Source organism: Pararhizobium sp. IMCC21322, assembly GCF_030758295.1.
GTDB lineage: Bacteria > Pseudomonadota > Alphaproteobacteria > Rhizobiales.
The window spans coordinates 691,255-714,547 of the sequence record NZ_CP132335.1; the positions used below are offsets into that span (position 1 = coordinate 691,255).

22 protein-coding genes are annotated in these 23,293 nt (G+C 53.8%); 15 read left to right on the forward strand and 7 right to left on the reverse strand.

Annotated features, from left to right (window positions below):
- The 3 genes from RAL91_RS03390 to RAL91_RS03400 all read left to right on the forward strand — a co-directional run bounded on the left by RAL91_RS03390 (position 1) and on the right by RAL91_RS03400 (position 4,328).
- On the forward strand, positions 1-1,209 hold the full coding sequence (locus RAL91_RS03390; protein ID WP_306259712.1) for an acetyl-CoA C-acetyltransferase: 1,209 nt from the start codon (positions 1-3) through the stop codon (positions 1,207-1,209).
- A 2-nt stretch (positions 1,210-1,211) separates the two neighbouring features.
- Positions 1,212-3,458 (forward strand): 3-hydroxyacyl-CoA dehydrogenase NAD-binding domain-containing protein, encoded by a 2,247-nt coding sequence (locus tag RAL91_RS03395; RefSeq protein ID WP_306259714.1) that lies wholly within the window; start codon positions 1,212-1,214, stop codon positions 3,456-3,458.
- Between the two features lie 69 nt (positions 3,459-3,527).
- Positions 3,528-4,328 carry a hypothetical protein gene (locus RAL91_RS03400; protein WP_306259715.1) on the forward strand — a complete coding sequence of 267 codons (801 nt, stop codon included), beginning with the start codon at positions 3,528-3,530 and terminating at the stop codon, positions 4,326-4,328.
- On the opposite strand, the gene RAL91_RS03405 is transcribed toward RAL91_RS03400, so the two are convergent.
- On the reverse strand, positions 4,281-5,906 hold the full coding sequence (locus RAL91_RS03405; protein WP_306259716.1) for a lysine--tRNA ligase: 1,626 nt from the start codon (positions 5,904-5,906) through the stop codon (positions 4,281-4,283). The two genes, RAL91_RS03400 and RAL91_RS03405, sit on opposite strands and share 48 nt — an antisense overlap.
- A gap of 184 nt (positions 5,907-6,090) precedes the next feature.
- Between RAL91_RS03405 and RAL91_RS03410 the strand changes: the two genes are divergently transcribed.
- Complete coding sequence (locus RAL91_RS03410; protein ID WP_306259718.1) at positions 6,091-6,513, forward strand: tellurite resistance TerB family protein; 423 nt, start codon at positions 6,091-6,093, stop codon at positions 6,511-6,513.
- Between the two features lie 93 nt (positions 6,514-6,606).
- The gene (locus RAL91_RS03415) at positions 6,607-6,825 is read left to right on the forward strand and encodes a DUF2945 domain-containing protein (protein ID WP_306259719.1); all 219 of its coding nucleotides are present in this window, start codon (positions 6,607-6,609) and stop codon (positions 6,823-6,825) included.
- Positions 6,826-7,018: 193 nt separating this feature from the next.
- Here RAL91_RS03415 and RAL91_RS03420 read toward each other — a convergent pair whose 3' ends face one another.
- Both RAL91_RS03420 and RAL91_RS03425 read right to left on the reverse strand, forming a co-directional pair.
- A complete protein-coding gene (locus tag RAL91_RS03420; RefSeq protein WP_306259720.1) occupies positions 7,019-7,579 on the reverse strand; it encodes a type 1 glutamine amidotransferase domain-containing protein in 561 nt (186 codons plus the stop codon).
- 124 nt (positions 7,580-7,703) lie between these two features.
- On the reverse strand, positions 7,704-8,414 hold the full coding sequence (locus RAL91_RS03425) for a TspO/MBR family protein (protein WP_306259721.1): 711 nt from the start codon (positions 8,412-8,414) through the stop codon (positions 7,704-7,706).
- 327 nt (positions 8,415-8,741) lie between these two features.
- Here RAL91_RS03425 and RAL91_RS03430 point away from each other — a divergent pair, with 327 nt between their 5' ends.
- The 5 genes from RAL91_RS03430 (at position 8,742) to RAL91_RS03450 (ending at position 12,614) form a co-directional block, all read left to right on the forward strand.
- Entirely contained in the window at positions 8,742-9,074 is a 333-nt protein-coding gene (locus RAL91_RS03430; RefSeq protein ID WP_306259722.1) for a hypothetical protein, read from the forward strand.
- Positions 9,075-9,083: 9 nt separating this feature from the next.
- The gene (locus tag RAL91_RS03435) at positions 9,084-9,527 is read left to right on the forward strand and encodes a hypothetical protein (protein WP_306259723.1); all 444 of its coding nucleotides are present in this window, start codon (positions 9,084-9,086) and stop codon (positions 9,525-9,527) included.
- 201 nt (positions 9,528-9,728) lie between these two features.
- Positions 9,729-10,811 carry an endonuclease/exonuclease/phosphatase family protein gene (locus RAL91_RS03440; protein ID WP_306259724.1) on the forward strand — a complete coding sequence of 361 codons (1,083 nt, stop codon included), beginning with the start codon at positions 9,729-9,731 and terminating at the stop codon, positions 10,809-10,811.
- Between the two features lie 196 nt (positions 10,812-11,007).
- Positions 11,008-11,892 carry a mechanosensitive ion channel family protein gene (locus RAL91_RS03445; protein WP_306259726.1) on the forward strand — a complete coding sequence of 295 codons (885 nt, stop codon included), beginning with the start codon at positions 11,008-11,010 and terminating at the stop codon, positions 11,890-11,892.
- Positions 11,889-12,614 (forward strand): flavodoxin family protein, encoded by a 726-nt coding sequence (locus tag RAL91_RS03450; protein ID WP_306259728.1) that lies wholly within the window; start codon positions 11,889-11,891, stop codon positions 12,612-12,614. Before RAL91_RS03445 ends, RAL91_RS03450 begins: the two co-directional genes overlap by 4 nt.
- Before the next feature lie 350 nt (positions 12,615-12,964).
- Here RAL91_RS03450 and RAL91_RS03455 read toward each other — a convergent pair whose 3' ends face one another.
- Positions 12,965-13,864 carry a dihydrodipicolinate synthase family protein gene (locus tag RAL91_RS03455; RefSeq protein WP_306259729.1) on the reverse strand — a complete coding sequence of 300 codons (900 nt, stop codon included), beginning with the start codon at positions 13,862-13,864 and terminating at the stop codon, positions 12,965-12,967.
- Positions 13,864-15,609 carry an L-arabinonate dehydratase gene (gene araD, locus RAL91_RS03460; RefSeq protein ID WP_306259731.1) on the reverse strand — a complete coding sequence of 582 codons (1,746 nt, stop codon included), beginning with the start codon at positions 15,607-15,609 and terminating at the stop codon, positions 13,864-13,866. The genes RAL91_RS03455 and araD overlap by 1 nt, the downstream gene beginning before the upstream one ends.
- A gap of 221 nt (positions 15,610-15,830) precedes the next feature.
- On the opposite strand from araD, the gene RAL91_RS03465 reads away from it, so the two are divergent.
- The 4 genes from RAL91_RS03465 to RAL91_RS03480 all read left to right on the forward strand — a co-directional run bounded on the left by RAL91_RS03465 (position 15,831) and on the right by RAL91_RS03480 (position 19,971).
- Positions 15,831-16,877: an ABC transporter substrate-binding protein gene (locus RAL91_RS03465; protein WP_306259733.1), complete on the forward strand. Its 1,047-nt coding sequence runs from the start codon at positions 15,831-15,833 to the stop codon at positions 16,875-16,877.
- 72 nt (positions 16,878-16,949) lie between these two features.
- On the forward strand, positions 16,950-17,369 hold the full coding sequence (locus tag RAL91_RS03470) for a tripartite tricarboxylate transporter TctB family protein (protein WP_306259735.1): 420 nt from the start codon (positions 16,950-16,952) through the stop codon (positions 17,367-17,369).
- Between the two features lie 11 nt (positions 17,370-17,380).
- The gene (locus RAL91_RS03475) at positions 17,381-18,871 is read left to right on the forward strand and encodes a tripartite tricarboxylate transporter permease (RefSeq protein WP_306259736.1); all 1,491 of its coding nucleotides are present in this window, start codon (positions 17,381-17,383) and stop codon (positions 18,869-18,871) included.
- Positions 18,872-18,993: 122 nt separating this feature from the next.
- Complete coding sequence (locus tag RAL91_RS03480) at positions 18,994-19,971, forward strand: LacI family DNA-binding transcriptional regulator (protein ID WP_306262766.1); 978 nt, start codon at positions 18,994-18,996, stop codon at positions 19,969-19,971.
- Positions 19,972-20,004: 33 nt separating this feature from the next.
- Here the strand turns inward: RAL91_RS03480 and RAL91_RS03485 are convergent, their stop codons facing one another.
- Both RAL91_RS03485 and RAL91_RS03490 read right to left on the reverse strand, forming a co-directional pair.
- Positions 20,005-20,739, reverse strand: a complete 735-nt coding sequence (locus RAL91_RS03485; RefSeq protein ID WP_306259738.1) for a carbohydrate ABC transporter permease — start codon at positions 20,737-20,739, stop codon at positions 20,005-20,007.
- A gap of 430 nt (positions 20,740-21,169) precedes the next feature.
- The gene (locus tag RAL91_RS03490; RefSeq protein WP_306259739.1) at positions 21,170-22,192 is read right to left on the reverse strand and encodes a permease; all 1,023 of its coding nucleotides are present in this window, start codon (positions 22,190-22,192) and stop codon (positions 21,170-21,172) included.
- A gap of 85 nt (positions 22,193-22,277) precedes the next feature.
- Here RAL91_RS03490 and RAL91_RS03495 point away from each other — a divergent pair, with 85 nt between their 5' ends.
- Positions 22,278-23,126, forward strand: coding sequence for a LysR substrate-binding domain-containing protein (locus RAL91_RS03495; RefSeq protein WP_306259741.1), 849 nt, complete (start codon positions 22,278-22,280; stop codon positions 23,124-23,126).
- Positions 23,127-23,293: the final 167 nt, after the last annotated feature.

The following is a 23,293-nucleotide window of genomic DNA, read 5'->3' on the forward strand; positions in this document are numbered from 1 at the left end:
ATGAATGATGCCTTCATCTATGACGCGGTCCGCACACCGCGTGGACGGGGCAAGCCTGATGGTGGGCTTCATACTGTAACAGCTGTCGAACTGGCAGCCACGCCGCTGCGCGCTTTGCGTCAGCGCCACGATTTGGCCACCGATCAGATTGACGATGTGATTCTGGGCTGCGTTGACCCGATCGGGGAAGCCGGTGGCAACATTGCCCGCGCTGCCGTTTTTGCAGCGGGCTTTGACCAATCCGTGCCGGGAATGCAGATCAACCGCTTCTGTGCATCGGGTCTGGATGCGGTAAACACTGCCTTTGCCCAGATTGCCAGTGGTCAGAACGAGTTGGTTGTGGCTGGCGGCGTTGAATCCATGAGCCGCATTGGCATTGGCGCGTCGGGCGGTGCATGGCCGGTCGATCCCAGCGTCGCGGTACCATCCTATTTCATGCCGCAGGGTGTTTCTGCCGATTTGATCGCCACCAAATACGGGTTTTCGCGGGATGATGTGGACGCCTATGCTGTGCAAAGCCAGCAGCGTGCAGACAAGGCCTGGCAGGAAGGCCGTTTTGCAAATTCCATTGTGCCGGTCCATGCGCCCCATGGTGATGTTCTGCTGGATCGTGACGAGCACATGCGTCCCGATACCAATATGCAGTCTCTGGCTGCCCTGCAGCCATCCTTTGCGCTGATGGGCGAAATGGGTGGTTTTGACGCCGTTGCCATTGAAGCGCATCCGGAGATCGAGCAAATCTACCACATGCATCATGCGGGCAATTCGTCGGGGATTGTCGATGGCGCTGCAGCCGTACTGATTGGTTCCAAAGACGCTGGAAAGCGTGCCGGGTTAAAGCCACGTGCCCGCATCAGAGCTTGCGCCAGCATCGGTTCTGAACCGGCGTTGATGCTGACCGGACCGGTCGATGTCACGCGCAAGCTGTTCGCCAGAAGCGGCTTTTCCTTTGATGATCTGGATCTTATCGAGATCAACGAAGCGTTTGCCTCGGTGGTGCTGCGCTATCAACAGGCCTTTGATCTTGATCCTGAAAAAGTCAACGTTAATGGCGGCGCCATTGCCATGGGTCATCCATTGGGCGCGACCGGAGCCATGATCCTGGGCACGGTGCTGGATGAGCTGGAGCGGCGCGATCTCTCGACCGCCATTGTCACTCTGTGTATCGGTGCCGGAATGGGCACTGCAACCATCATCGAGCGGGTGTAATTATGGCGGGCTCCTACACTGCCTTTAGTATGGATATCGACGCGGATGGCTGCGCGCTAATCATTTGGGATATGCCGGATCGTTCCATGAACGTCATCACGCCGACTGTGATGGAAGAGTTGGATGCGATCATTGACCAAGTCGTGCAAACGGACGCCATCAAGGGTGCCGTCATTACGTCTGCCAAACCGGATTCCTTCACCGGGGGCGCAGACATCACAATGATCCAGTCGCTGAACCAGACTGAAGGCCATAAGGAGTTCAAAAACGCTGCCAAAAATGCTGGGGCAGAACTTCTGGAAAAATCATCCAGCCTGTCGCGCCTCTACCGCAAGCTGGAAACCTGCGGCAAACCCTTTGTCGTTGCCATCAACGGAACCTGCCTTGGTGGCGGCACTGAATTGGCGCTGGCCGCTCATGGACGGGTCATGGTGGATGACGGGAAAGCAAAGATTGGGCTGCCCGAAGTCCGGATCGGTATTTTCCCCGGTGCAGGCGGCACCCAGCGGGTGATGCGCATGACAGACCCGCAAGCGGGCCTGCAGATGCTGCTTCAGGGCAAAACGCTCACGGGCAAAAAAGCCAAAGCCATGGGTTTGGTGGATCAGCTTGTGTCTCAGCCAGGTGACCTCGTGCCCGCCGCAAAAACCATGCTGGCAGAAGGCCTGTCGGCTGAAAAACCATGGGATCAAAAGGGTTATAAACTCTCCGGCGCAGCAAATATCTATTCCAAAGCGGGCTTTCAGCTCTGGCCGGCAGCCAATGCGCTGTATCGTAAGGAAACCCACGATAATTATCCCGGCGCACGCGGCATCATGAAAGCGGTCTATGAGGGCCTGCTATTGCCTATGGATCAGGCGCTGGCCGTTGAAAGTCGCCATTTTGCGGCTGTCCTGCAAACGCCGGAAGCCAGCAACATGCTGCGTTCGTTGTTTATCTCCATGCAGGCGCTTAACAAGGGCGCGCGGCGACCGCAGAACATTGCAACAGCGCAGCTTAAAACCATCGGCATTGTCGGTGCCGGGTTCATGGGTGCGGGTATTGCCTATGTCAGCGCCAAGGCGGGATTACAGGTTCTGCTACTTGACCGGACCAAAGAAGCTGCAGAAAAAGGCAAAGCCCATTCTGACGGGCTCATGGAAAAAGCTGTGAAACGCGGATACGCGACGCCAGCAGACCATGAAGCTGTTTTGGCACGCATTGCCACAAGCGACGACTATGCGGATCTGGCAAAGTGCGATTTGGTCATCGAAGCGGTGTTCGAAGATCGTGCCACCAAGGCCGATGTCATCGCCAGCATTGGCGCTGCTTTGCCGGCAAATGTGACACTGGCTTCAAACACTTCGACCTTGCCCATCACCTCTTTGGCGCAGCACCATGTAAGCCCCGAGGATTTCATCGGTATTCATTTCTTCTCGCCGGTCGACAGGATGATGCTGGTAGAAATTATTTTAGGCGAGAAAACCGGCGATCAAGCGCTGGCACATGCTTTTGATTTTGTGCGCCTGATCAAGAAAACGCCGATTGTTGTCAATGATGCGCGGGGCTTTTATGCCAACCGCTCGGTCATGGCCTATCTGCTGGAAGCGCATTTGCTTCTGACCGAAGGCGTTCCGGCCGCCATGATCGAAAACCTCGCATTGCAGGCGGGTATGCCCGTTGGCCCGCTGGCCCTGACAGATGAAGTGGCCGTTGATCTTGCCTGGAAAATTCTGCAGGCCACCAAGGCTGATTTGGGAGCTGAAGCGGTTCATCCCGCGCAGGAAAATCTGCTGCAGCAAATGGTCGTGGAGCTGGAACGCTTTGGCCGCAAAAATGGCAAGGGCTTTTACGATTATGACGGGCGCGATAAGCGGCTTTGGCCGGGCCTGTCCAAACTTGTCCCCCAGCTTACCGACCCCGACCGGATTGATCAGATTGACCGGCAGGAGATCAAAAACCGGCTGTTGATCATTCAGGCGCTGGAGGCGGCTCGCTGCTTTGAGGAGGGCGTCATCACCGATGTGCGCGAAGCAGATGTGGGTTCAATACTCGGCTTTGGTTTTGCCCCCTTTACCGGCGGAACCCTGTCCTTCATCGATACAATGGGTGTCGCAAGTTTTGTTGATTTATGTGATGAACTGGCTGAAAAATATGGCGAGAGATTCCAGCCCAACGCGCTGTTGCGAGATTTGGCCGCCAGCAATGAGACTTTCTATAGCCGGTTCGCCAATGCATCTGCAGACGCATTTACGGGTGCCATAGAATAAGCCATCTTGCGTTGGACGATCAGTCGGAAGAAAGCCTGATCAATTTTAAAACTTTGTCGGGATTACGACTTGAAAGCGTTGTTCATTAAAACCGCGACTGCCGTTTCCCTGTGGGCAATGGCAAGTGACGCTGGAAGTGCGCAACAGGACCTCAATCCCGGTGTCAGCCGCGATGTGACGCCAAGGGGCATGACCCCGGCACCGCAAATCACCGCGCCGTTGAAACGTATTCCCGGTGTTGAACCACCAGCGGCGGAGGTGCGTGAACGCAACCTTTATCGCATTCGGGTGGTGGATACGGCGACATTTGAAGGGCGTTATCTCAATCGGGTCTGGCGGCTGGAATTACCGGGTGTGATTGGTGTGTCACAGAACGAGACATGCCAACTTGGCCAAGCCGACCAAACAGGTCAATCTGACCAGGCAGAAAAGGGTGACTGGCCCTGCGGCGGGTTCATCACGCGCAGTCTGCAACGTCATATCAGATTGACGGCGCTGAATTGCGCCTTTGCCTGGCGGCCATCAGATCAGCCTTTGAAGATATCCTGCAGTTTGCGCGGGGCAGATCTGGCAGAGCTGGTGGTTTCCAAAGGCTGGGCGCGTGTCGCCACAGATGCCTCGACGGCGCTCAAGACCCTGGCGGACGAAGCCGAGCAGCAAGCACTTGGCATTCACCAGGCACCGCCACGCGGATTGCAGAATTATCAGGCACTGACCCGGCAGGGTAGCAGCGCTGAACTGCCACCACCGCCGGATTTGCCAATTGCGGATATTAATGGCCCCTTGCGCCCGGCTGACGCGGACGAAGAGCTGGAAGACGGTTTAGCTGGTAACGAGGGACCCGGAGAGGGCCTCATCGATCAACCGTGAGGTTTCATCCAGCCCGTATAGCGCCGTGAAGGAGCCAAAACGCGGCCCCTGATCCTGCCCCAGCAGCACCTGATAGAGGGCTTGAAACCAGCCACGCAGGGGCTCGAATTCATGCGCTTTGCCGACCGCATAAACTTCGTTCTGAATGGTCTCGCCATCTGCATCACGCGGCAGGGCATCAAAGCGGGTTTTCAGATCAGCCAGCGCAGCGCGTTCTTGCTCGTTGGCCGTGCGGAACACTTTGCCCGGCTTCACGAAATCCTCAAAATACCGCACCGCATAGTCCACCATCTGATCCAGCTTGGGATGGCTTTGCGCATTGGTTCCCGGCGCATAGCGGGAAATGAACCCCCACAGCACAGCTTTGTCAGACGCGTTTGATGCGCTGACCAGATTAAGCAGCATGGCAAATGACACAGGCATTTCCACGTCCGGTGCCTTGCCCATATGAATGTGCCAGATCGGGCTGGAAAGCTGCTTGTCAGCTTCCAGCCCCTCAAACGAGGCCAGATGTGAAAAATACTCATCCACCGTTTTTGGAATAATGTCGAAATGCAGTCGTTTCGCCGTCTTTGGTTTGACATACATATATTGCGACAGGCTTTCAGGCGTCGCGTAAGACAGCCAGTCTTCAATCGTCAGGCCATTGCCTTTTGATTTGGAAATTTTCTGACCGCTCTCATCCAGGAACAGCTCGTAATTGAACCCTTCCGGTGGTCGTTTACCAAGTGCCCGGCAGATTTTCCCGGATAGCTGCACGGAATCGATGAGATCCTTGCCAGCCATTTCATAGCTCACATCCAGCGCTGCCCAGCGCATCGCCCAATCGGCTTTCCACTGGCATTTCACAGCACCACCGGTAACCGGCGTTTCCACCAGTTCACTGGTTTCCGGATCGCGATAGGAAATCGTACCCGCTTCCACATTGCGTGCTTCCATGGGCACTTGCAGCACCACACCGGTGCGCTTGCAGATTGGCAGAAACGGTGAATAGGTCGCCCGCCGGTCTGGCCCAAGGGTCGGCAGAATGATGTTCATGATGTCATCATAAACCGCCAGCATTTTCAGCAGTGTTTCATCGAACACGCCGCTTTTGTAATACTCGGTTGAACTGGCAAACTCATAGTCAAACCCAAAGCCATCCAGAAATGCACGCAGTCGCGCATTATTGGCAGCACCGAACGAGCCATGCTCGCTGCCAAACGGGTCGGGTACAACGGATAGTGGCTGGCCGAGATAGGCTGTCATTTGCTCTTTATTGGGAACATTATCCGGCACTTTGCGCAGTCCATCCATATCATCGGAGAAGGACAGAAGGCGCGTTGCAATCTTGTCTTGTGTCAACAGACGGAAGGCATTGCGCACCATGCTGGTGCGCGCCACTTCGCCGAAGGTGCCGATATGTGGAAGGCCGGAGGGGCCGTAACCGGTTTCAAACAAAACCGGTTTGTCTGGCGTTTTGCCATTCAATCGCTTGACGATTTTACGCGCTTCTTCAAAGGGCCAGGCTTTGGAAGTCTGGGCCGCCGCAACCAGTGTGTCGTCCATTGGAATCGCCTCTAGCGTCGGGGAAGTCATGTAAATTCTCTCACGATGTCGACCAGCGGGTTGAATTTCATGGCAAAAGGCTGGTCATGTCATTTGTTTTGCGCCATTTATGCGCCCATATGTATCGCGAACAGCCAAGCGGTCAATCGACAGCAGCAAGAATTATAGCGTCATCAGGTATTGAGCCGGGCGCGAAGACAGGAAAGAAGCCCTTATGTCTGAACCAATCGCAATCCAGGAAGCGTTGATTTACGCAATGGTCACCGTGTCGGCCGCCGACAGCAACATGACGGATGCCGAGTTGAAAACCATTGGCGATCTGGTCAAGGGCCTGCCGATCTTCCACAATTACGATCCTGAAGCTTTATTGCTGACCGCTTCGTCCTGCGGGGAACGGCTGCAAGGTGAAAACGGCCTGTCAGATGTTCTGACCATCATCGCCGAAAGCCTTCCCAGCCGCCTTTACGACACCGCCTATGCTTTGGCCGTGGAAGTCGCTGCCGCCGATGGTCAGCTGGAACGCGAAGAACTCCGCTTCCTGCAAATGCTCCGCAACCGGCTGGGGCTAGACCGCCTCACGGTTGCTGCGATCGAACGCAGCGCCATCGCGCGGTTCCGCACGACAAAACAGTCCTGAAAAGAGATTTGCTCTTAATAAAACGGCCGGCCGGAAGGGAACATATCTACAGGGTCAGCCGTTAGCATTCTTGAACAAATTTGAGGGCTTATAATGAGTGACTATACGCATGGCACCATCGTGGAATGGGACTGGGGAAACGGCTCTGCCAAGGGCAAGGTTGATGAAAAGTTCACGGAGAAAGTCACTCGGACGATTAAAGGTACTGAGGTGACGCGCAACGCAACCAAGGATGATCCTGCGTATTTGGTCAAACAATCAGATGGTGACGTTGTGCTGAAAAGCGGCAGCGAATTGCGCAAGGGTTCATAACAGGCAGCAGAGGCGACTGCCGTAATCACCTCTGCGATATTTCATTTACACGATTCTGACTTGGTGTATGCCCCACGTGTTTCAGGCACTCTGTCACAACAATAATCGAACCAGATGCATCAGGAACCGGGATCTGTTGTAAAGCCCGGACACTGTGTATCAACACATGTGCCCGGGCTTGATATGACAATCGTCAGGCAGCGTCGCGTTCGTGTTCGCCTTCTCGGACTTCTTCGATAATCTTGGCAACGAAGGCCTCAAGGTCATTGGGATCACGGCTTGTGATGATCCCGTTGGAAATCGCTACTTCCTTGTCCACCACGTTTGCGCCGGCATTTTTCAGATCAGTTCGAATGGATTTGTAACTGGTCATCTCGCGCCCTTTCACCACGTCCGCTTCGATTAGAAGCCAAGGTGCATGACAGATTGCGGCGACAATCTTGTTGCCGGTTACAAAGTCGCGCACTTTGTTGACGGTCGTTTCATCAGCGCGCAGGATATCCGGGTTGATCTGCCCGCCCGGCAGGACCAGAGCAATGTAGTCATCGACATTCACGTCGGAGATTTTGAGGTCAGCCTCGACGGAGTCACCCCAATCATTGTCATCCCAACCCCGGATCGACTTGCCATCCAGCGTAGCTACCTCAACTGTTGCGCCATGTTCGCGCAAGGCGTGCAGCGGCGTTTCCAGCTCAGACTGTTCGAACCCATGGGTGGACATTATAAGGATTTTGGCTTGGGAAAGTTTTGGCATTTATTTTCTCCTCGTTGTTGAGTCCAAACAACCAACGAAGCGTATGAAAGTTCCATCCAAACAGGTTTATTTATGACGGGCCGGTTCTGGCGAGGTCTAATCCCGCCAATATCCAAAAAGTGCCCTAGTCGGTAAGCTGGCCAGACGCGCGCCAGCGATACGCGATCATGGCAAGCATAAGAATAACGGCTATTCCTGACAGAACCGCAACAAGCGTATTTGTCCCCGAATTCGCAAAAGCGATTCCCAGAAAACCCCAGGCAACCGCAGCGCTGTAGCACCAGTGCCCCAGTCTGTGAAAATTATACATCGCAAATACCACGGCCAGCACCAGCGCAATAATGGCAGCTGTTATTTCCGATGTTATTCCATAGCCTGCCAGAAGCAGACCGATAGACACAAAGGATGCAGCGGAAAGCCATCCGGCATAAAGCGCCACAGGCCAGCTGGCTGACCATACGGGTTGCGCAGATTGTGTCTGGTACAGGGAAACCAGCACACTGATCAGCATCACCCAGATCAGAACCGTGGCCCAAATCGGCGAGAGCAGCGCAATTGGCAACCAGATTGATCCGACAGCCAGAGAGATGAACAGGGCAATGCGGCCGCGGTCCCAAACGGCATCATCCTTGTGTCTGAAAACACCAATCCCTGCATGCATGATCAGGGCGAGATAGATCAGACCCCAAATTGAAAATGCCCAGCCCGCAGGCTGCACAGGTGGGTCATTTTGAGGTATGGGGTAGCGCTCAGGGTCAAAACCACCGAACTCAGGTGACAGGAACGGTGATATGGCAAATGCAACCGCTGCAATTAATACGAGATAAGCTTTCATGGTTTCAAGAGGTCCTTAAGTACATGTTCGTTACGGTTCCAATCACCGCAGCCTGGCGTGTGAAGATGTGGGCAGCCTTGCAGGCGTCTCAAAATGCAGACATATCCTGAAAGCTCCCAAAACTTCGACATAGGGGAGGTTGGGTGTTGTTCAAGCGTGTTGAAGTGAGAATGCTGATCAGAAAACAGCACTGTCACATGAACGGCCTTGTTGGGTTGGCTCTGGCATATCACACGGTCAGGATCTCAACGCATGCCTTTGGCGAAGGAATTGTGAGGCCAACGATGGTCCTGTCTGTCAGGCCAATGAATTGAGCTGGAGGGTCATATGATGTCACAAAAATTCGTTCTCAGCCAATCGTGCGGCAATTGGATCGGCGTAATTTATACGGTCTTTGCCCTGCAATTTGCCCTGCTGTCCGGTGCCAATGCGACGCCGGACCCCGGTATAGTGATCTCCGATCAGATCATTGGCACCACACCCAACACGTTTTTCGTCATCAGAACCACGACATTGCGCCCGCCAAGCCACTATGAATACAAAAAGCGCGTAGAGCTGGTTGAGTTGTCCATTCCGTCCGGAAAGATCGAGCAACAATGTCTCGTTCGGGAAACGGAATATCATTATGATTTTGAAGCCAGCCAGGAAACCTGGACGTAGGCCGAACTGATGACATCCGGGTGCCGGGTTTTCGATGTTCTGACAAAGCGCGGCGCAAACTATATTGAACCTGAACAAAAGCGGCCTCACTACTATGAAATCCAGCTGGCAGATGACGGGGTTTCTTTGAGGAAAACTGATTTTGACGATCCGCGCCCCTGGCAGTTGCTTCTGAAACAGACTGACATAAAAACGCGCGCTGCCGAGCTGACGAAATTCTCAAGCTCAACCCTGTCCTGGCGAACACATGAAGATTTGAAAGACATTTTCAGCCTGATCGACCCGGCTGGTGAATACGAGACTTTGTCGGGCATATGCGAATTGAACGCTGAGCCCCTTAGCGCATTGCGGCAGGACTGGCTGTTCCAGAAATTCATCTGCTGGTCAGGCGATGATGATTCTTACGGAGCGATTTTCTACCTGCCCATCAAACATCCCGTAGCGGATGAATAGGTTTGGAGCAGATTGAAACAGAACAGTCGGGAGGCCCCTGTTGCGCTGTCGCGGCTTTCACACAAAGTCCAGACCCTAATTGTTTGGTCCCGGAGTGTGGTGTCTTGGCCATTTGCGAGATTGGGCGCTGTCAAACAACGCTGAATTGCCCTAGAATACGAAGCTGAATAGCGCCTAACCAAGAGTAGAATTTAACCGCAAATGGCAATCTGGACACTTATTACGCTCGCGGGCCTGTGCCTGTTGATCAGCCTGTTGCCGTTGATACGGCTGCCGCATGGCATATTCCGCGTCTTTGATTTTCCGCGTCCACAGATATCTATCATTTGTCTGCTGGTGGGCGCGTCTGCGCTGGCGCTGGGAGTTTCTGGCAGCCATTTGATAGTGGTCCTGGGAATGCTGGCTTGTGCATTGGCGATTCAGCTTGCGCACATTCTTCGATTTTCACCGATCTGGCCGCGCGGCGTGCGGCGTTTCTCTGGCAGTCCTGAATCCGTGCCGACGCTGCGGATTCTTGTTTCCAATGTAAAACAGAGCAACAGCCATTACGACCGCCTTATTGAGACGGTAAAGCGCACGAAGCCGGATATTGTGCTCTTCATGGAAACGGACGAGACATGGGCAGAGGCGCTTCGGCCGATAGCCGATGATATGGACATCTGTTTGAGCCATCCACTCGATAATACCTACGGCATGGTTTTGTACGCACGGCTACCGGTTGTCAAAAAACAAATCCGCTTTCTGACCAATCCCGAAGTGCCAAGCTTTGATTGCGATGTGGAACTGGAAGATGGCACGGTGTTCAGGCTTCTTACTGTGCATCCCGAACCCCCGATCGTACATGGCGATACCATTGGCCGTGATGCCGAAATCGCAAAGATTGCCCAACTAGCGCAAGACGAGGACCGACCGGTTATTGTCACAGGTGATCTGAATGATGTTGCATGGTCACCTGGAACCCGTCGGTTTGTGCGCATATCCCGCCTGTTGGACCCGCGCGAGGGACGCGGTCAGTATAATTCGTTTGACGCACGTTTCTTTTTTCTTCGGTGGCCCCTGGATCACATTTTTCTGGCACCCCAGTTTCAGGTGATATCGATGAAACGCCTGCCTTTTATTGGCTCGGATCATTTTCCGATGCTGTATGACCTTGCCCTTGTCGCTGACGAACAACCCTATCGTGAACCGGACGCCGTCAAATCGTCTGATATGGAAGTGGCCGAAGACCTGGTCGCAACGGAACGGTCCCGAGACCGCCACCCGGTTGGCCATGATTGGGAATAAAGCGGCAACTGACATGTCGGCCGCAAAAACCGCGTTGGAGGTGCCGGATAGAAAAATCCCGCTTTGCCGGGATAGTCCCTGCTCCACTGGCATGGTCCCCACTTTTCTGCATGGTTAAGGAAGACCGATGCCCTATAATTCAGAAGATACCAAACTCTCAAATGGGTTTGGACCCTGACAAACCGAGAGAACCCTTATGAACTGGAATGTCGAGCCACTAAGCATCCTGGCTGAACAACTCAACAGCCTTCTGCGCAGTACCGTCGAATTGGCTCCTAACATCGTGGCGGCCTTGCTTTTGCTGCTGGTTACCTGGCTGATTGCCCGTCTATTGGGTGGTGCAATCCGAAAAGTGCTGGTGAGCTCGCAATCTCGTCCTTCGCTTGTTGTTGCGCTTGCCAAATTGGTGCGTATCTTTGTCTGGGTCATTGGAATTCTGCTCACAGCCACTCTGGTGTTTCCGGGCCTCACACCCACAAAGCTTTTGGCTGGCCTGGGAATTGGATCGATTGCAATCGGTCTTGCATTCAAGGACATCTTTGAGAACTTCCTTGCCGGGTTTCTGATTTTGCTGCGCAAACCGATGCGCATTGGCGATGACATTGAGTGCGAAGATCTGAGCGGCCGGGTGGAACAGATATCAGTCCGCGATACATTTTTGCGAAAGCGGTCTGGAGAACTCGTGCTGGTTCCCAACAGTTGCATTTACAAGAATCCGGTCCGTATCCTGACGGACCACGCGCACCGGCGAATTTCAATCATTGTCGGCGTTGCCTATGGGGAGAATGTGGATGCAGCCAGGGACGTGATTTCCAAAGCCCTTGAAAACATTGAAACCCGCAATCGTGAGAAACCGGTTGAGGTCTTTGCACAAGAATTCAACTCGTCATCTATTGATTTCATGGTTCGCTGGTGGACCGGCAGTACACCCTTGCAGGAACATCAATCCCGCGATCAGGCTGTTGCCGCCATTAAAGCGGCTCTGGATGAAGCTGGAATTGAAATTCCGTTCCCGTACAGAACGCTGACATTTGCGCAGCCGCTGACCATCAACACTGAATCCGGAGGAGACCAAAAATGAGCGACAAAGAACCGAAACCGCCCGCCGACTACTCGGATCTCAAGGCGCTTTATCTGAACACCACTTTGAAGAAGGGCAAGGATCCCTCGCACACCGAAGATCTCATGTGCCGATCAATGGCGATCATGGAGGAAAATAAGATATCAACCGATATGCTCCGTCTCACCGACCACCAGATTGCCTTCGGCGTTTATCCCGATATGACGGAACATGGCTGGGACCGGGACGACTGGCCGGCCATTCAGGAAAAGGTCATGCAGGCAGACATCCTCGTCATCGGCACGCCGATTTGGCTGGGTGAGGAATCCTCCATATGCCGACTGGTTATCGAACGGCTCTACGGCAATTCAGGCAATCTCAACGATGCGGGGCAATACGCCTACTACGGCAGGGTTGGCGGATGTCTGGTTACCGGAAATGAAGACGGTATCAAACATTGCGCCATGACGGTGCTGTACGCACTTCAGCATCTGGGATATTCGATACCGCCACAGGCGGATGCCGGCTGGATTGGTGAGGCTGGGCCTGGTCCGTCTTACGGCGATGATGGTGCGGGTTATGACAATGAATTCACGCAGAGAAACACAACATTCATGACGTGGAACCTGATTCATCTCGCGCGTATTCTCAAGGATGCAGGCGGAATACCAGCCCATGGCAACCAACGCTCAAAATGGGAGGCCGGCTGCCGGTTTGACTATCCCAATCCGGACTATCGCTAAGCCTCGGGAAGACGCGCATGAACCAGGGCCGCAGCGCTTGCAGTTTTATGCCTAGCCTTAGGGTGCGGACCCTTTATGGGTGGTGAAATAGTCGGGATCGGTTTGTTTGCAGACTAGGAGCAAAGAAGCAGGAAGTCTGAAGACTTTCAAGCCTTTGCGACGCGGGTTGCGGGCAAACAGGCCCGATCCTTGATGGACAGAAAAATGGCTGCTACCTGCGGCGTCAAAGCACTTGACCGGGCAGAAAGCCCGCTCTGCGCGCATTTCCTTGCATCTCTTTGCCATTTGTTCTGCTATTTCATCAACCATAAAGGGTCCGCACCCTAAGCGGCAGCCCTCTGATCACTGTCTCACATCAGGGCGCTCTGCTTGAGGAATTCCAGCATGGTTGCCTGCTGTTTTTCGGTGAGCGGCCAGGCGGAAGGCGGGCGCGTTGGTCCGCAATCAAGACCGAGCGCCTGCAAAGCCGCTTTGACGCCGGTCACATTGGTGCCGTTCAATTCTTCTGCACGTATGTCTTCAAAGGCACGCATTCCTTTAATGAGCTCATTTGCTTTGACATAATCGCCGCTGTCGAGCGCTGCATGAATTGCAACAGAACGTTCAGGCCACACATTGATCAGACCAGAGGTAAAACCGCGCGCGCCGACCGCATAAAGCGGTGGAGCCCAAACCTCAGCAAGCCCGCAAACCCAAACGATTGATGGATCGCAAGCGGCAATGGCTGCAGCCAATTTCAACGGATTCGGAGTTGCCCACTTAACGCCTTTAACACCCGGCAGGTCGCACATGGCTTTGATAGCGTCGATGCCAATAGCATCGTTCCGCAGATACAGCATCATCGGCAGGCCGCCACTCGCGTCACTAACCGCTTTGAGATAGTCCAGAGTGCCGCGTGGCGCCACAAACGGGTCTGGTGGTTGGTGGATCATCAATGCTGAAGCGCCTGCATCGGCGGATTCTCTTGCAAGACGGCATGCATCACGGATACCACGACCGATACCAGCCAGAAGCGGTGCACGCCCGTTGATCATTTCTGAAACGGATTTTACCATGGCGCAGGCTTCATCCGTCGTCAGCGCATAGAACTCGCTGGTATTTCCATTGACGACTGGAATGTGCATGCCAGCACCCAGCGCCCTGTCAATAATCGGCTTGAGCCTTTGTGGTGCGATGTTGCCATCAGCACCGTAGGGCGTGACGAGAATGCCCGAAATTCCGGTTAAAGCTTCGTCGAGATTATGTGCCATCAATGTATATCCGGTTCGCCAGCGGCAGTCCCAAAACCACGCTCAAGAAAATCGAAATCACAGCCCTTGTCAGCCTGGGTCACGTGTTTGGAGAACATGTAACCCCAACCGCGTTCAAAACGCGGGGCCGGGACTTTCCAATTCGCCTTTCGCTGCGCCAGTTCAGCCTCGTCCACCAGCATGTCGAGCGTGCGATTGGGTAGATCGAGCCGAACGATATCACCTGTCTTGAGCAGCGCCAACGGCCCGCCGATAAAGCTCTCCGGCGCGACATGCAGAACACACGCACCATAGGATGTGCCAGACATGCGCGCGTCAGAAATGCGGAGCATGTCCCGGTGACCCTGTTTGATGAGCGCCTTGGGGATTGGCAGCATGCCCCATTCGGGAAAGCCGGGGCCGCCCAGTGGACCGGCATTGCGCAGAACCAGAACGTGATCAGGTGAGACGTCGAGATCCTCGTCGTCAATCGCCTCTTTCATCTCCGGGTAGCTATCGAAAACAAGCGCTGGCCCCTCATGCACATGGTATTTTGGATCGCAGGCCGCAGGCTTGATAACGGCACCGTCGGGACACAGATTGCCGCGCAGCAACGCAAGTGAACCTTCGGCGTAAACCGGATTGGAAAGCGGACGAATGACGTCGTCATTATAGACCACCGCGCCTTCAAGGTTTTCACCCATGGTCTTGCCCGTGACCGTCAGCACCGAGGTATCAAGGCGTTCTTCCATCTGCTTCATGAGGGCGCGCAATCCACCGGCATAGAAGAAATCCTCCATCAGATAGTCTTTCCCCGATGGGCGAATATTTGCGATCAGCGGCGTGACGCGGCCAAGCTCATCCAGATCATCCAGCGTGAATTCCACGCCGGCGCGGCGTGCCATGGCAATCAGATGCACCACGGCATTTGTGGAGCAACCGGTTGCCATGGCAACAATAGCTGCATTGCGAACCGATGCATCATTGATGATTTTGTCAGGTGTCAGATCTTCCCAGACCATGTCAACGATGCGGCGACCACTGTCGCTTGCCATCCGTTGATGGCCTGCATCGGCTGCCGGAATAGACGAGGCACCCGGTAACGTCAGTCCCATCGCATCACTGATGGCTGTCATTGTCGAGGCTGTGCCCATTGTCATGCAGGTGCCGACGGAGCGCGCTATGCCGCCCTGAATGCCAACCCACTCTTCATCTGTGATGTTACCGGCACGGCGTTCATCCCAGTATTTCCATGCGTCCGATCCTGACCCCAGGATGCGTCCGGCATAGTGACCGCGCAACATGGGTCCCGCTGGCATGAAGATGAAAGGAACCGCTGCCGTAATTGCCCCCATGACGAGGCCGGGTGTTGTCTTGTCACAGCCGCCCAGCAGCACCACGCCATCAAGCGGGTGAGACCGGATCATCTCCTCGGTCTCCATGGCCAGCATGTTGCGATAAAGCATGGAGGTGGGTTTTGTAAAACTTTCATCGACTGACAGGGCAGGCATTTCGACAGCAAAGCCGCCAGCTTGCAGAACACCGCGGCGGACATTTTCCACCCGCTCTGGAAAGTGACCGTGACAGGAGTTGAGCTCGGACCAGGTATTCAAAATGCCAATGATTGGCCGGTCGCGATAATCATCTTCCGAATAGCCAAGTTGCATCATCCGCGACCGGTGCCCGAATGACCTCAGGTCATCGGGCGCAAACCAACGCGCGCTGCGCAATTCTGAGGCAGCCTTCTTTGTCGGGTGATCTGGCATGGTTTTTCCTAAATAGATTGAGATTTATGTATGCGCATACATTTTATATTGTCAACTGCGTCCAATTCTAGATTATACCTTTATAACCTTGATCTTGACACATAATTACGAACCGTGTCATGCAATGAATGCGAATACATAAACAGTTCATAGGACGACCTGTGTCTCGGGCTGTTTTTCAAATGGTGCCGCCAATGTGTGGCACAAACGGGAGGAATACCATGACTTTTACACGCAGAATGATTCTGTCCTTCGCGGCTGCGACGGTGCTTTCCGCATCATCCTATGTTGCGGTAGCGCAGGAATTGCCACGCAATGTGCGCCTTGTGATTGGCTCAAAATCAACCGGCGGCGACACCTATCAGAATTCGGCGATTGTCGCTGAGGCTCTGGCTGAGAAGCTGGGTATCAATGTGAAGGTGGATGCAGTTGGCGCGACCGAAGCATTCAAAGCGCTTAACCGCGATAGCCGCGGCACAACGCTGATGATTTTCCACGATCAGTCTTATCTTGGCAATTTGTATGGGGTGCAGGGATACGCAAATCCGTTTGAAGGTTACAAGATAGGGCCAACGGTCGCGATCAATCCTGGCAACGCATATCTCGTTCCAAAAAGTTCGAAATATCAATCCATGGATGATATTTTTGCGGCAGCCAAAGCCGGTGACAAGGTGCGTGTAGCAATCCAGCCTGGCGGTGTTTCCGAAATTGGCTTCTCCGCAATGAAAAATGCCGCAAAGGTACTTTCACCCGGTTCTGAAGCAAACATTGTCGCGGTCAACACTGGCTCGCAGTCAGACAAGAATCAAACCATGTGGGACGATCTTGCTGATGTGATAAACGGCTCCATTCAGGCAAATGAGCAATTCACGCAACTGCCGGACGATGATCGCAAGGCGATGCGGTTTGTCTGGATCACAGCGCGTCCTGCCACTTTGGAACAGGCACCCGCACAAGGCATGGGCAACACCACCCGCGACCAGATGTTAAAATTTGCGGCTCCGGAAACAAAAGTTCCGCTTGATGACAGTGAAAACTTCACTTTCGACAAGGAATTTTTCTTTCTTTACAATCAGGATATGGATGACGCAATCGTTCAACAGATTGACACAGCGTTGACTGAAATTTACGCCGCTGGCGAGATTCAGAAACGCCAGAAGGAAGCCTTCTTCATTCCAAACTTCCTGCCATCAGGCGAAGCGCTTGCACATCTCCAGGCCAAGCGCTCCACATATGAGCAGGTTATCAAAGACATCACTTCGAATTAATGCATAGTCTCAATACGATAAACGCGGTCTGATCAGGCCGCGTTTATCACTCTCGGTCGCATGGAGGCGCGCATGGGTGAATTGACCAAGGTGACCATAGACTTTCAGTCGTCGCACCTGCTGTTTCCGATTATCATAGGCTGCGTACTGGCTGTTCTGGGGCTTGCTATTGTCGTAAGAGAGCGCAGCCGGATCACCACATCGGGAAGCCATTGGCACCGAATTTTCACACAGATGGACAAATTTCGGTTTTTCGGAACCCTGGCGCTGACTCTGGCCTATTTCTCGCTGATGGTGCCGGTGGGCGACTTTTGGCCCAACACGGGCCTTGGCTTTCTGTTCTGTTCCATGCCCTTCGTTTTCCTCGCCGGTCTGCTGTTTATGCACGTTTGGACTGCGCGTTCGGTGTTGGTTCTTGCAACCGTTGCTGTGTTGGTCCCGTCTTTGATCTGGTGGCTGTTCACTGAAGTCTTTTTCCTGACATTACCCTGAAAGGCGTGCCGATGCCGTTCTTCGAATTTATCACGCCGCTCTTCCTTCTGCTCATTGTTGGCGGCACATTCGTAGGCATTATTTTTGGGGCGATCCCCGGCATGACCGCCACAATGGCAGTGGCAGTCTGCCTGCCGCTGACCTATCCGCTTGGTCTGGAAAATGGTCTGGCCCTGTTGCTGGGTCTTTATGTTGGCGGAATTTCAGGCGGGCTTGTGCCCGCAATCCTTCTCAACATTCCCGGCACGCCGTCTTCGATCACCACCACCTTTGATGGCTATCCCATGACCCAAAAGGGTGAGGGTGAAAAAGCGCTCAAAATTGGCATTTGTGCATCATTTGCTGGCGGCATCATTTCGCTGATCGCTCTGTATCTGTTTGCGCCCGCACTGGCGGATTTTGCGATCCGGTTTTCCTATGTGGAGAAATTCCTGATCATTCTGTTTGCGTTAAGTGTCATGGGTGCGCTTTCCACCAACATGCTCATCGGCATCTTCTCCGGCTTTCTCGGTATTTTCATCAGCCTGATTGGAGCCTATGATATTTCCTCCGGCGGAAATGGCAAACACAGGCTCATCCCGCCGGGCACGGAATACTGGCTGGACAGTGGGTTTTCGCTTCTGCCGGTTCTCATCGGCATTTTCGGCCTCAGCGCAATTTTGCATCAGGCAGAGGCTGGCATGCCGCCTGGCCTGTCGCGCGATAACGTTAAAATCGGCAAGTCTTCGAAGTTCTCGTTTTCCATCTTCAAAGGGCAGATCCTGAATGTAATACGGTCATCCGGCATCGGAACATTCGTCGGGATTCTGCCCGGTGTTGGCGGCTCTGCCGCCTCCATTCTGGCTTACACCAACGCCAAGACATTCTCCAAAAACCCGGAAAATTTTGGCAAGGGTGAACCGGCAGGCATCATTGCCTCTGAATCCGGAAACAACGGCTTAACCGGTGGTGCGCTGGTGCCACTGCTGTCGCTCGGCATTCCCGGGGATTCGACAACCGCATTGCTGATCGGCGCCTTCACGCTGCAGGGAATTCAGGTCGGGCCGCTGTTTATCGGCAACAACCCACAGACATGGACCGCCATGATCTTTGCAATGCTTATTGCCAATATCGTCATGTTCATGATGATGTTCTACGCAATCCGATATGTCGCGCTGATCGTTACCATCCCAAAGCACATCCTGTTTCCCATCATTCTGATGATGTGCGTGATCGGCGCCTATACGATTAATTATGGCATCATGTTTGATGTCTGGACGCTTCTGATCTTCGGGTTGTTTGGCTGGCTGGCGCTGAAAATCCGGCTAGAAATCGCGCCCTTTATCATTGGCTTTATTCTCGGCCCCTCCGCAGAAATCTATTTCGTGAAAAGTCTGGAGTCTTTTGGAGATCTGTCGATCTTTTTCACGAAAAGTTGGATTGCAGTGTTGCTCTGGGTTTTGATCCTGGGGTCAATTGCCGGGTCTGCCTTTATCAACAGCAAAGCCAGGCAAGCGGAATAACACCGGTCTGGTTTTCCCGGTCCGGATATTATACACACCATCTCTAATTCATTGGGTAAGCGGCTTTGGGAAATTTGAGGACAGGAGGCGCGAGGGGAGGCCAGGCGAGTGGCCGCGTGACAATGGCAACCGTCGGGCGCATCGCCGGCGTGTCTCAAGTCACAGTCTCACGTGCGTTAAGTGATCCATCGAAGGTCTCATCGCTGACTTTGAAGAAGATTGAAGATGCCATCCACGCAACCGGCTTCGTTCCCAATGCGCTTGCCGGTGCGCTTGCCTCGCAGCAGAGCCACCTTGTATCTGCACTTGTTCCCTCGCTGACCAACATTGTCTATTCATCCGTGGTGAAAACATTCAGCCAGAGAATGCGGGAATTCGGATATCAGATACTGCTTTCCGAAACAGGATTTGACCTTGCAGAAGAAGAGGTTTTTGTCTCGGGCCATTTGTCGAGGCAGCCGGATGCTGTTCTCCTGACCGGTATTCAACATTCAGCGCAGACTCGGCGAATGCTCCTTGGGGCAGGGATTCCGATCGTCGAAGTGTGGGACATCACAGCCTCTCCGATCGACATGTGTGTGGGCTTTTCCCATGCCGATGCCGGGCGCGCTGTTGCGGACTTTGCAATTGACGCTGGGTTTGCTTTCGGTGGGACAGTGACCGCCAATGATGAACGCGCAAAATTGCGACGCGATTCTTTCACAAGCAGGTTTTTACAGAAAGAAGGACAGTCTGTTTCCGCCCATGATTGTCCCGGTGCTGCCAGCATGGGGGCAGGACGCGCAGCCCTTGCCGATTTGATTGATAATCAGGGACTGAAGTCCGGGATTGTGTTTTGCAGTTCGGATGTTTTGGCACAGGGGCTTTTGATTGAAGCCCATGCACGCGGCCTGAAAATACCGGGCGATCTGTCCATTGTCGGTTTCGGAGATCAGGAATTCGCCAAGGATCTGGAGCCGGCACTCACCACTGTTCGCGTTGATCGTGAACTTTTAGGACGAACGGCAGCTGATGCAATTCTCGCCAGGATTATGGGAACAGAATTCCCTCAGCCTGTTTCCGATCTTGGGTTTGAAATTGTGCGCCGAATGTCGGCATAAAATACCTGGCGGATGATGCGACTGTCTGGAAACTCATTTCTTGATGGCCCCCATTGTGAGGCCGCGAACGAGATGTTTCTGCATCAATAAAATGAAAATAAATGCCGGAACGAGCGCAGAAGTGCCGAGCGCAGTGGTAAATCCAGAGAGTCCCCAACCTGGCAGGATACTCATCTTGACCGGGATCGTTGTGATTGAGTTTGTCAGAAAAATAGCGAGCAAAAACTCGGTCCAGGAAAAAATGAAACACAGGAGCGCGGTTGATGCCACGCCGCCTCTGATCATTGGCAATAGAACCAATTTGAAAGATTGAAACCGGGTCGCGCCATCAATCATGGCTGCGTCTTCAATTTCAATTGGAACATCATCAATGAAAGACTTCAGCAGCAATATGGCAATGGGCAGATTGATCACGGTATGGGCGACAATCAATCCCAGATGAGTGTTGAGAATACCGAGATCGCGGTAGAGCAACACAAGAGGGATGACGATGGCAATTGGCGGCAGACATCTGAGCGTTACAAGCCAATATTGCAGTCTATGCACACCGCGATTTATCAAACGCGATAAAGCATAGGCTGCCCATAGTGCAATTGACGTTGTCAGAATAGTTGATGCCACCGCAACAATGGTGGACGAGGCAATGGAAGCCCGGCCGTCAAATATTTCAAACTCGCCAAATTGACCCAATACGGTGATCAGATAATTATCAAAGGTCGGATTAAAATCGAACCAGATAACATCATGACGGTTAAACCAAACGGACATTGGTTTGATTGAACTCAGCGCCCACCAAAAAATTGGAAACATGAAAACCGCAACCACTGCGATAGACAATAAATAACGTAAGAAAGTGGCCAGAGATTTTGCGATTGTCACGTCCATTCAGTTTTACGCAGGCAGCTGAATTTTACGATGTAACAGTCGCTTTTACATCAGAAAACTGCAAATTCTTGCATAGGCCGAGACGCTCGTGGCGATCAATATCAATGAATTGGAGACCATTCGGCTTATCTTCATGCTATTTACATATCAATCAGAGGAAGCAGGCCGGTGGGCGTCAAACCGATTCCAGCCATCTGAATGAAAAAGTAATCAAATTATGGTGGACCGGTGGGGATTCGAACCAGTGAACTATGTCTTCAGGCCGGACAAAAGCTGCCTTTCACTAAGTCCGGCACCTGACTTCTGCACAGGATCAAACAACCCATTCGAAAAGGTATCCCGCTGCCAGAGATCCAACGACCGCAAGGCCCAGATACAGAAGGAACGGTTTCAGCTTCAGGATCGGAGCAATGGCCATTGCACCCCAGATGCTGACCACACCACCGGATACCATGAATGCCATGGCCGCGCCTGAAGACATGCCGTTCTCAATCAGGCTTCTGGCCAGAGGCAGTGCCGCATAGCCGTCGATGTAAGCGGGCGCACCGACGAAGACTGCAGCGGGGATTGCCCACCACTGGTCCTGGCCCACGTAACTGGCAAGCGATCCGGGTGTCAGCGTTGCATTCAGCGCATATTCTGCGGCAAACGCCGGGGTCAGGCAGATGAGGATCAGTCTGGTTGTGGCCCAGGCCTGATTGGTAAAAGAGGTCCATCGGCTCTGCGTCCGCCAGAGCCAAGGGTCGAACGGCAGATCCGCACCGCAGCGCGCAGTGCTCAATTGGCGGGCAAGCCCGGTGTCGCGGAGTGCATTTTGAGCCCAGGCCCGCCGCGCAAACAGAGCTGTCACAGCGCCTCCGAACAGGCCCAGACCGAACGCTGCCACTGTCTTGCCCACGGCAAAAGACAGGCCTAGGGTGGCGACGGTTGTGGCCAGCATGGCGGGATCGGTGACGGGAGATGACAGCCAGAAAGCCATGATCGGAGCCAGTGGTATACCCGCCGCCAAGAGGCCTGCCATCAACGGCAGTACCGTCACCCCGCAAACGGGCGTGATGGCGCCAATCAGCGACGCAGCCACAATCGTCCGAGCGGTTCGCCCTTCAAATGCGCGAGAGATATGAGCATCTGCGCCGCTTGCGATGATCCATGCTGCGACCAGGATACCGGGCACGACAATCGGCGCGACAAAGACCAGACCCCAGACAATAAACTTCACCGCAGGAACGATGTGCGCCGGCCAGATCGCGGCAATCACCAATAGTGTTCCTGCGCCCAATACTCCAAGGATATGGGGGCGGTATGTTCGCGGTACGGTGGTTGTTTGGTCGGGCATGGTGGGCTCCTCAATACTTGCAAGATAGAGTGAGGAATGTCATATATAAATCGAATAGTTTAAATATCAGCCATTGGAAAAACAGATGGAATGTCTCGACAGCGAGCTTCTGCGCACCTTCATCGCGGTCACCAAAGCAGGCAGCGTCACCGATGGTGCTGCACAAATCCATCGCTCCCAATCGGCCACCAGTCTTCAGATCAAGCGTTTGGAAACCATCATTGGACGCGCCGTCTTTGAGCGGCACGGGCGCGGTGTGGTATTGACCGAAACCGGGCGATATCTGCTTCCGGTCGCCGACGAAGTGACCGCACGTTTGGATGGCGCGCTTCGCGATATGTCCCAACAGGCAGTGCGCGGGAAATTGAGGCTTGGTATTCCGGACGATCACGGGCGTGCCAAACTGGCGCAGATCATAGCCACCTTTACCCGTGCTCACCCTCAGGTCGAACTGGAGGTCACCTGCGCCTTGAGTCCCGAATTTCCTGATGCGCTGGAAAAGGGCCGTCTTGATATGGCCGTCTATGAGGTCGAGCACCCGGCACAGGGAGAAGAGCTTCTCTGTGAAGATCCGACGTGCTGGGTTGCATCGGATCACACCGACTTTTCCGCGACCGTCCCACTTCCTGTTGCCTTGTTTGACCATGCTTGTTGGTGGCGCGACGCAGCGATTGCATCATTGCAGGCGCGGGGCAGGCCCTTTCGGGTGGTTTACTCAAGCCAAAGCGTGTCCGGGGTGATCGCCGCAGTTGAGGCCGGTGTGGCGGTTGGCCTTGTCGGGCGCTCCTCTATCAAGCCCGGCCTGTCCAGGGTGTCCTCCGCGTTCGGTTTTGACCCGACGCCAACATCCAAGCTCGTTCTGGCAACAGGCAACTTGCAAAATCCCGATCTCATAATTGCAATGAAATCGGCCATTCGGTCAGCACTGAATTGAAAAATTCAGACCGGACATGGGCAGCACTCCGCTGCTACATATTATCAGAACTCTGTTAGTCGCCTTTCTCAACAGGCAGGTCTGAAGCCGCCAAGTTGAGAGCCATTGCGTCATAGCTTCTTCATTCGCAACCTATTCGGTAACCTGAATTGTTGAGCAACTGTTCT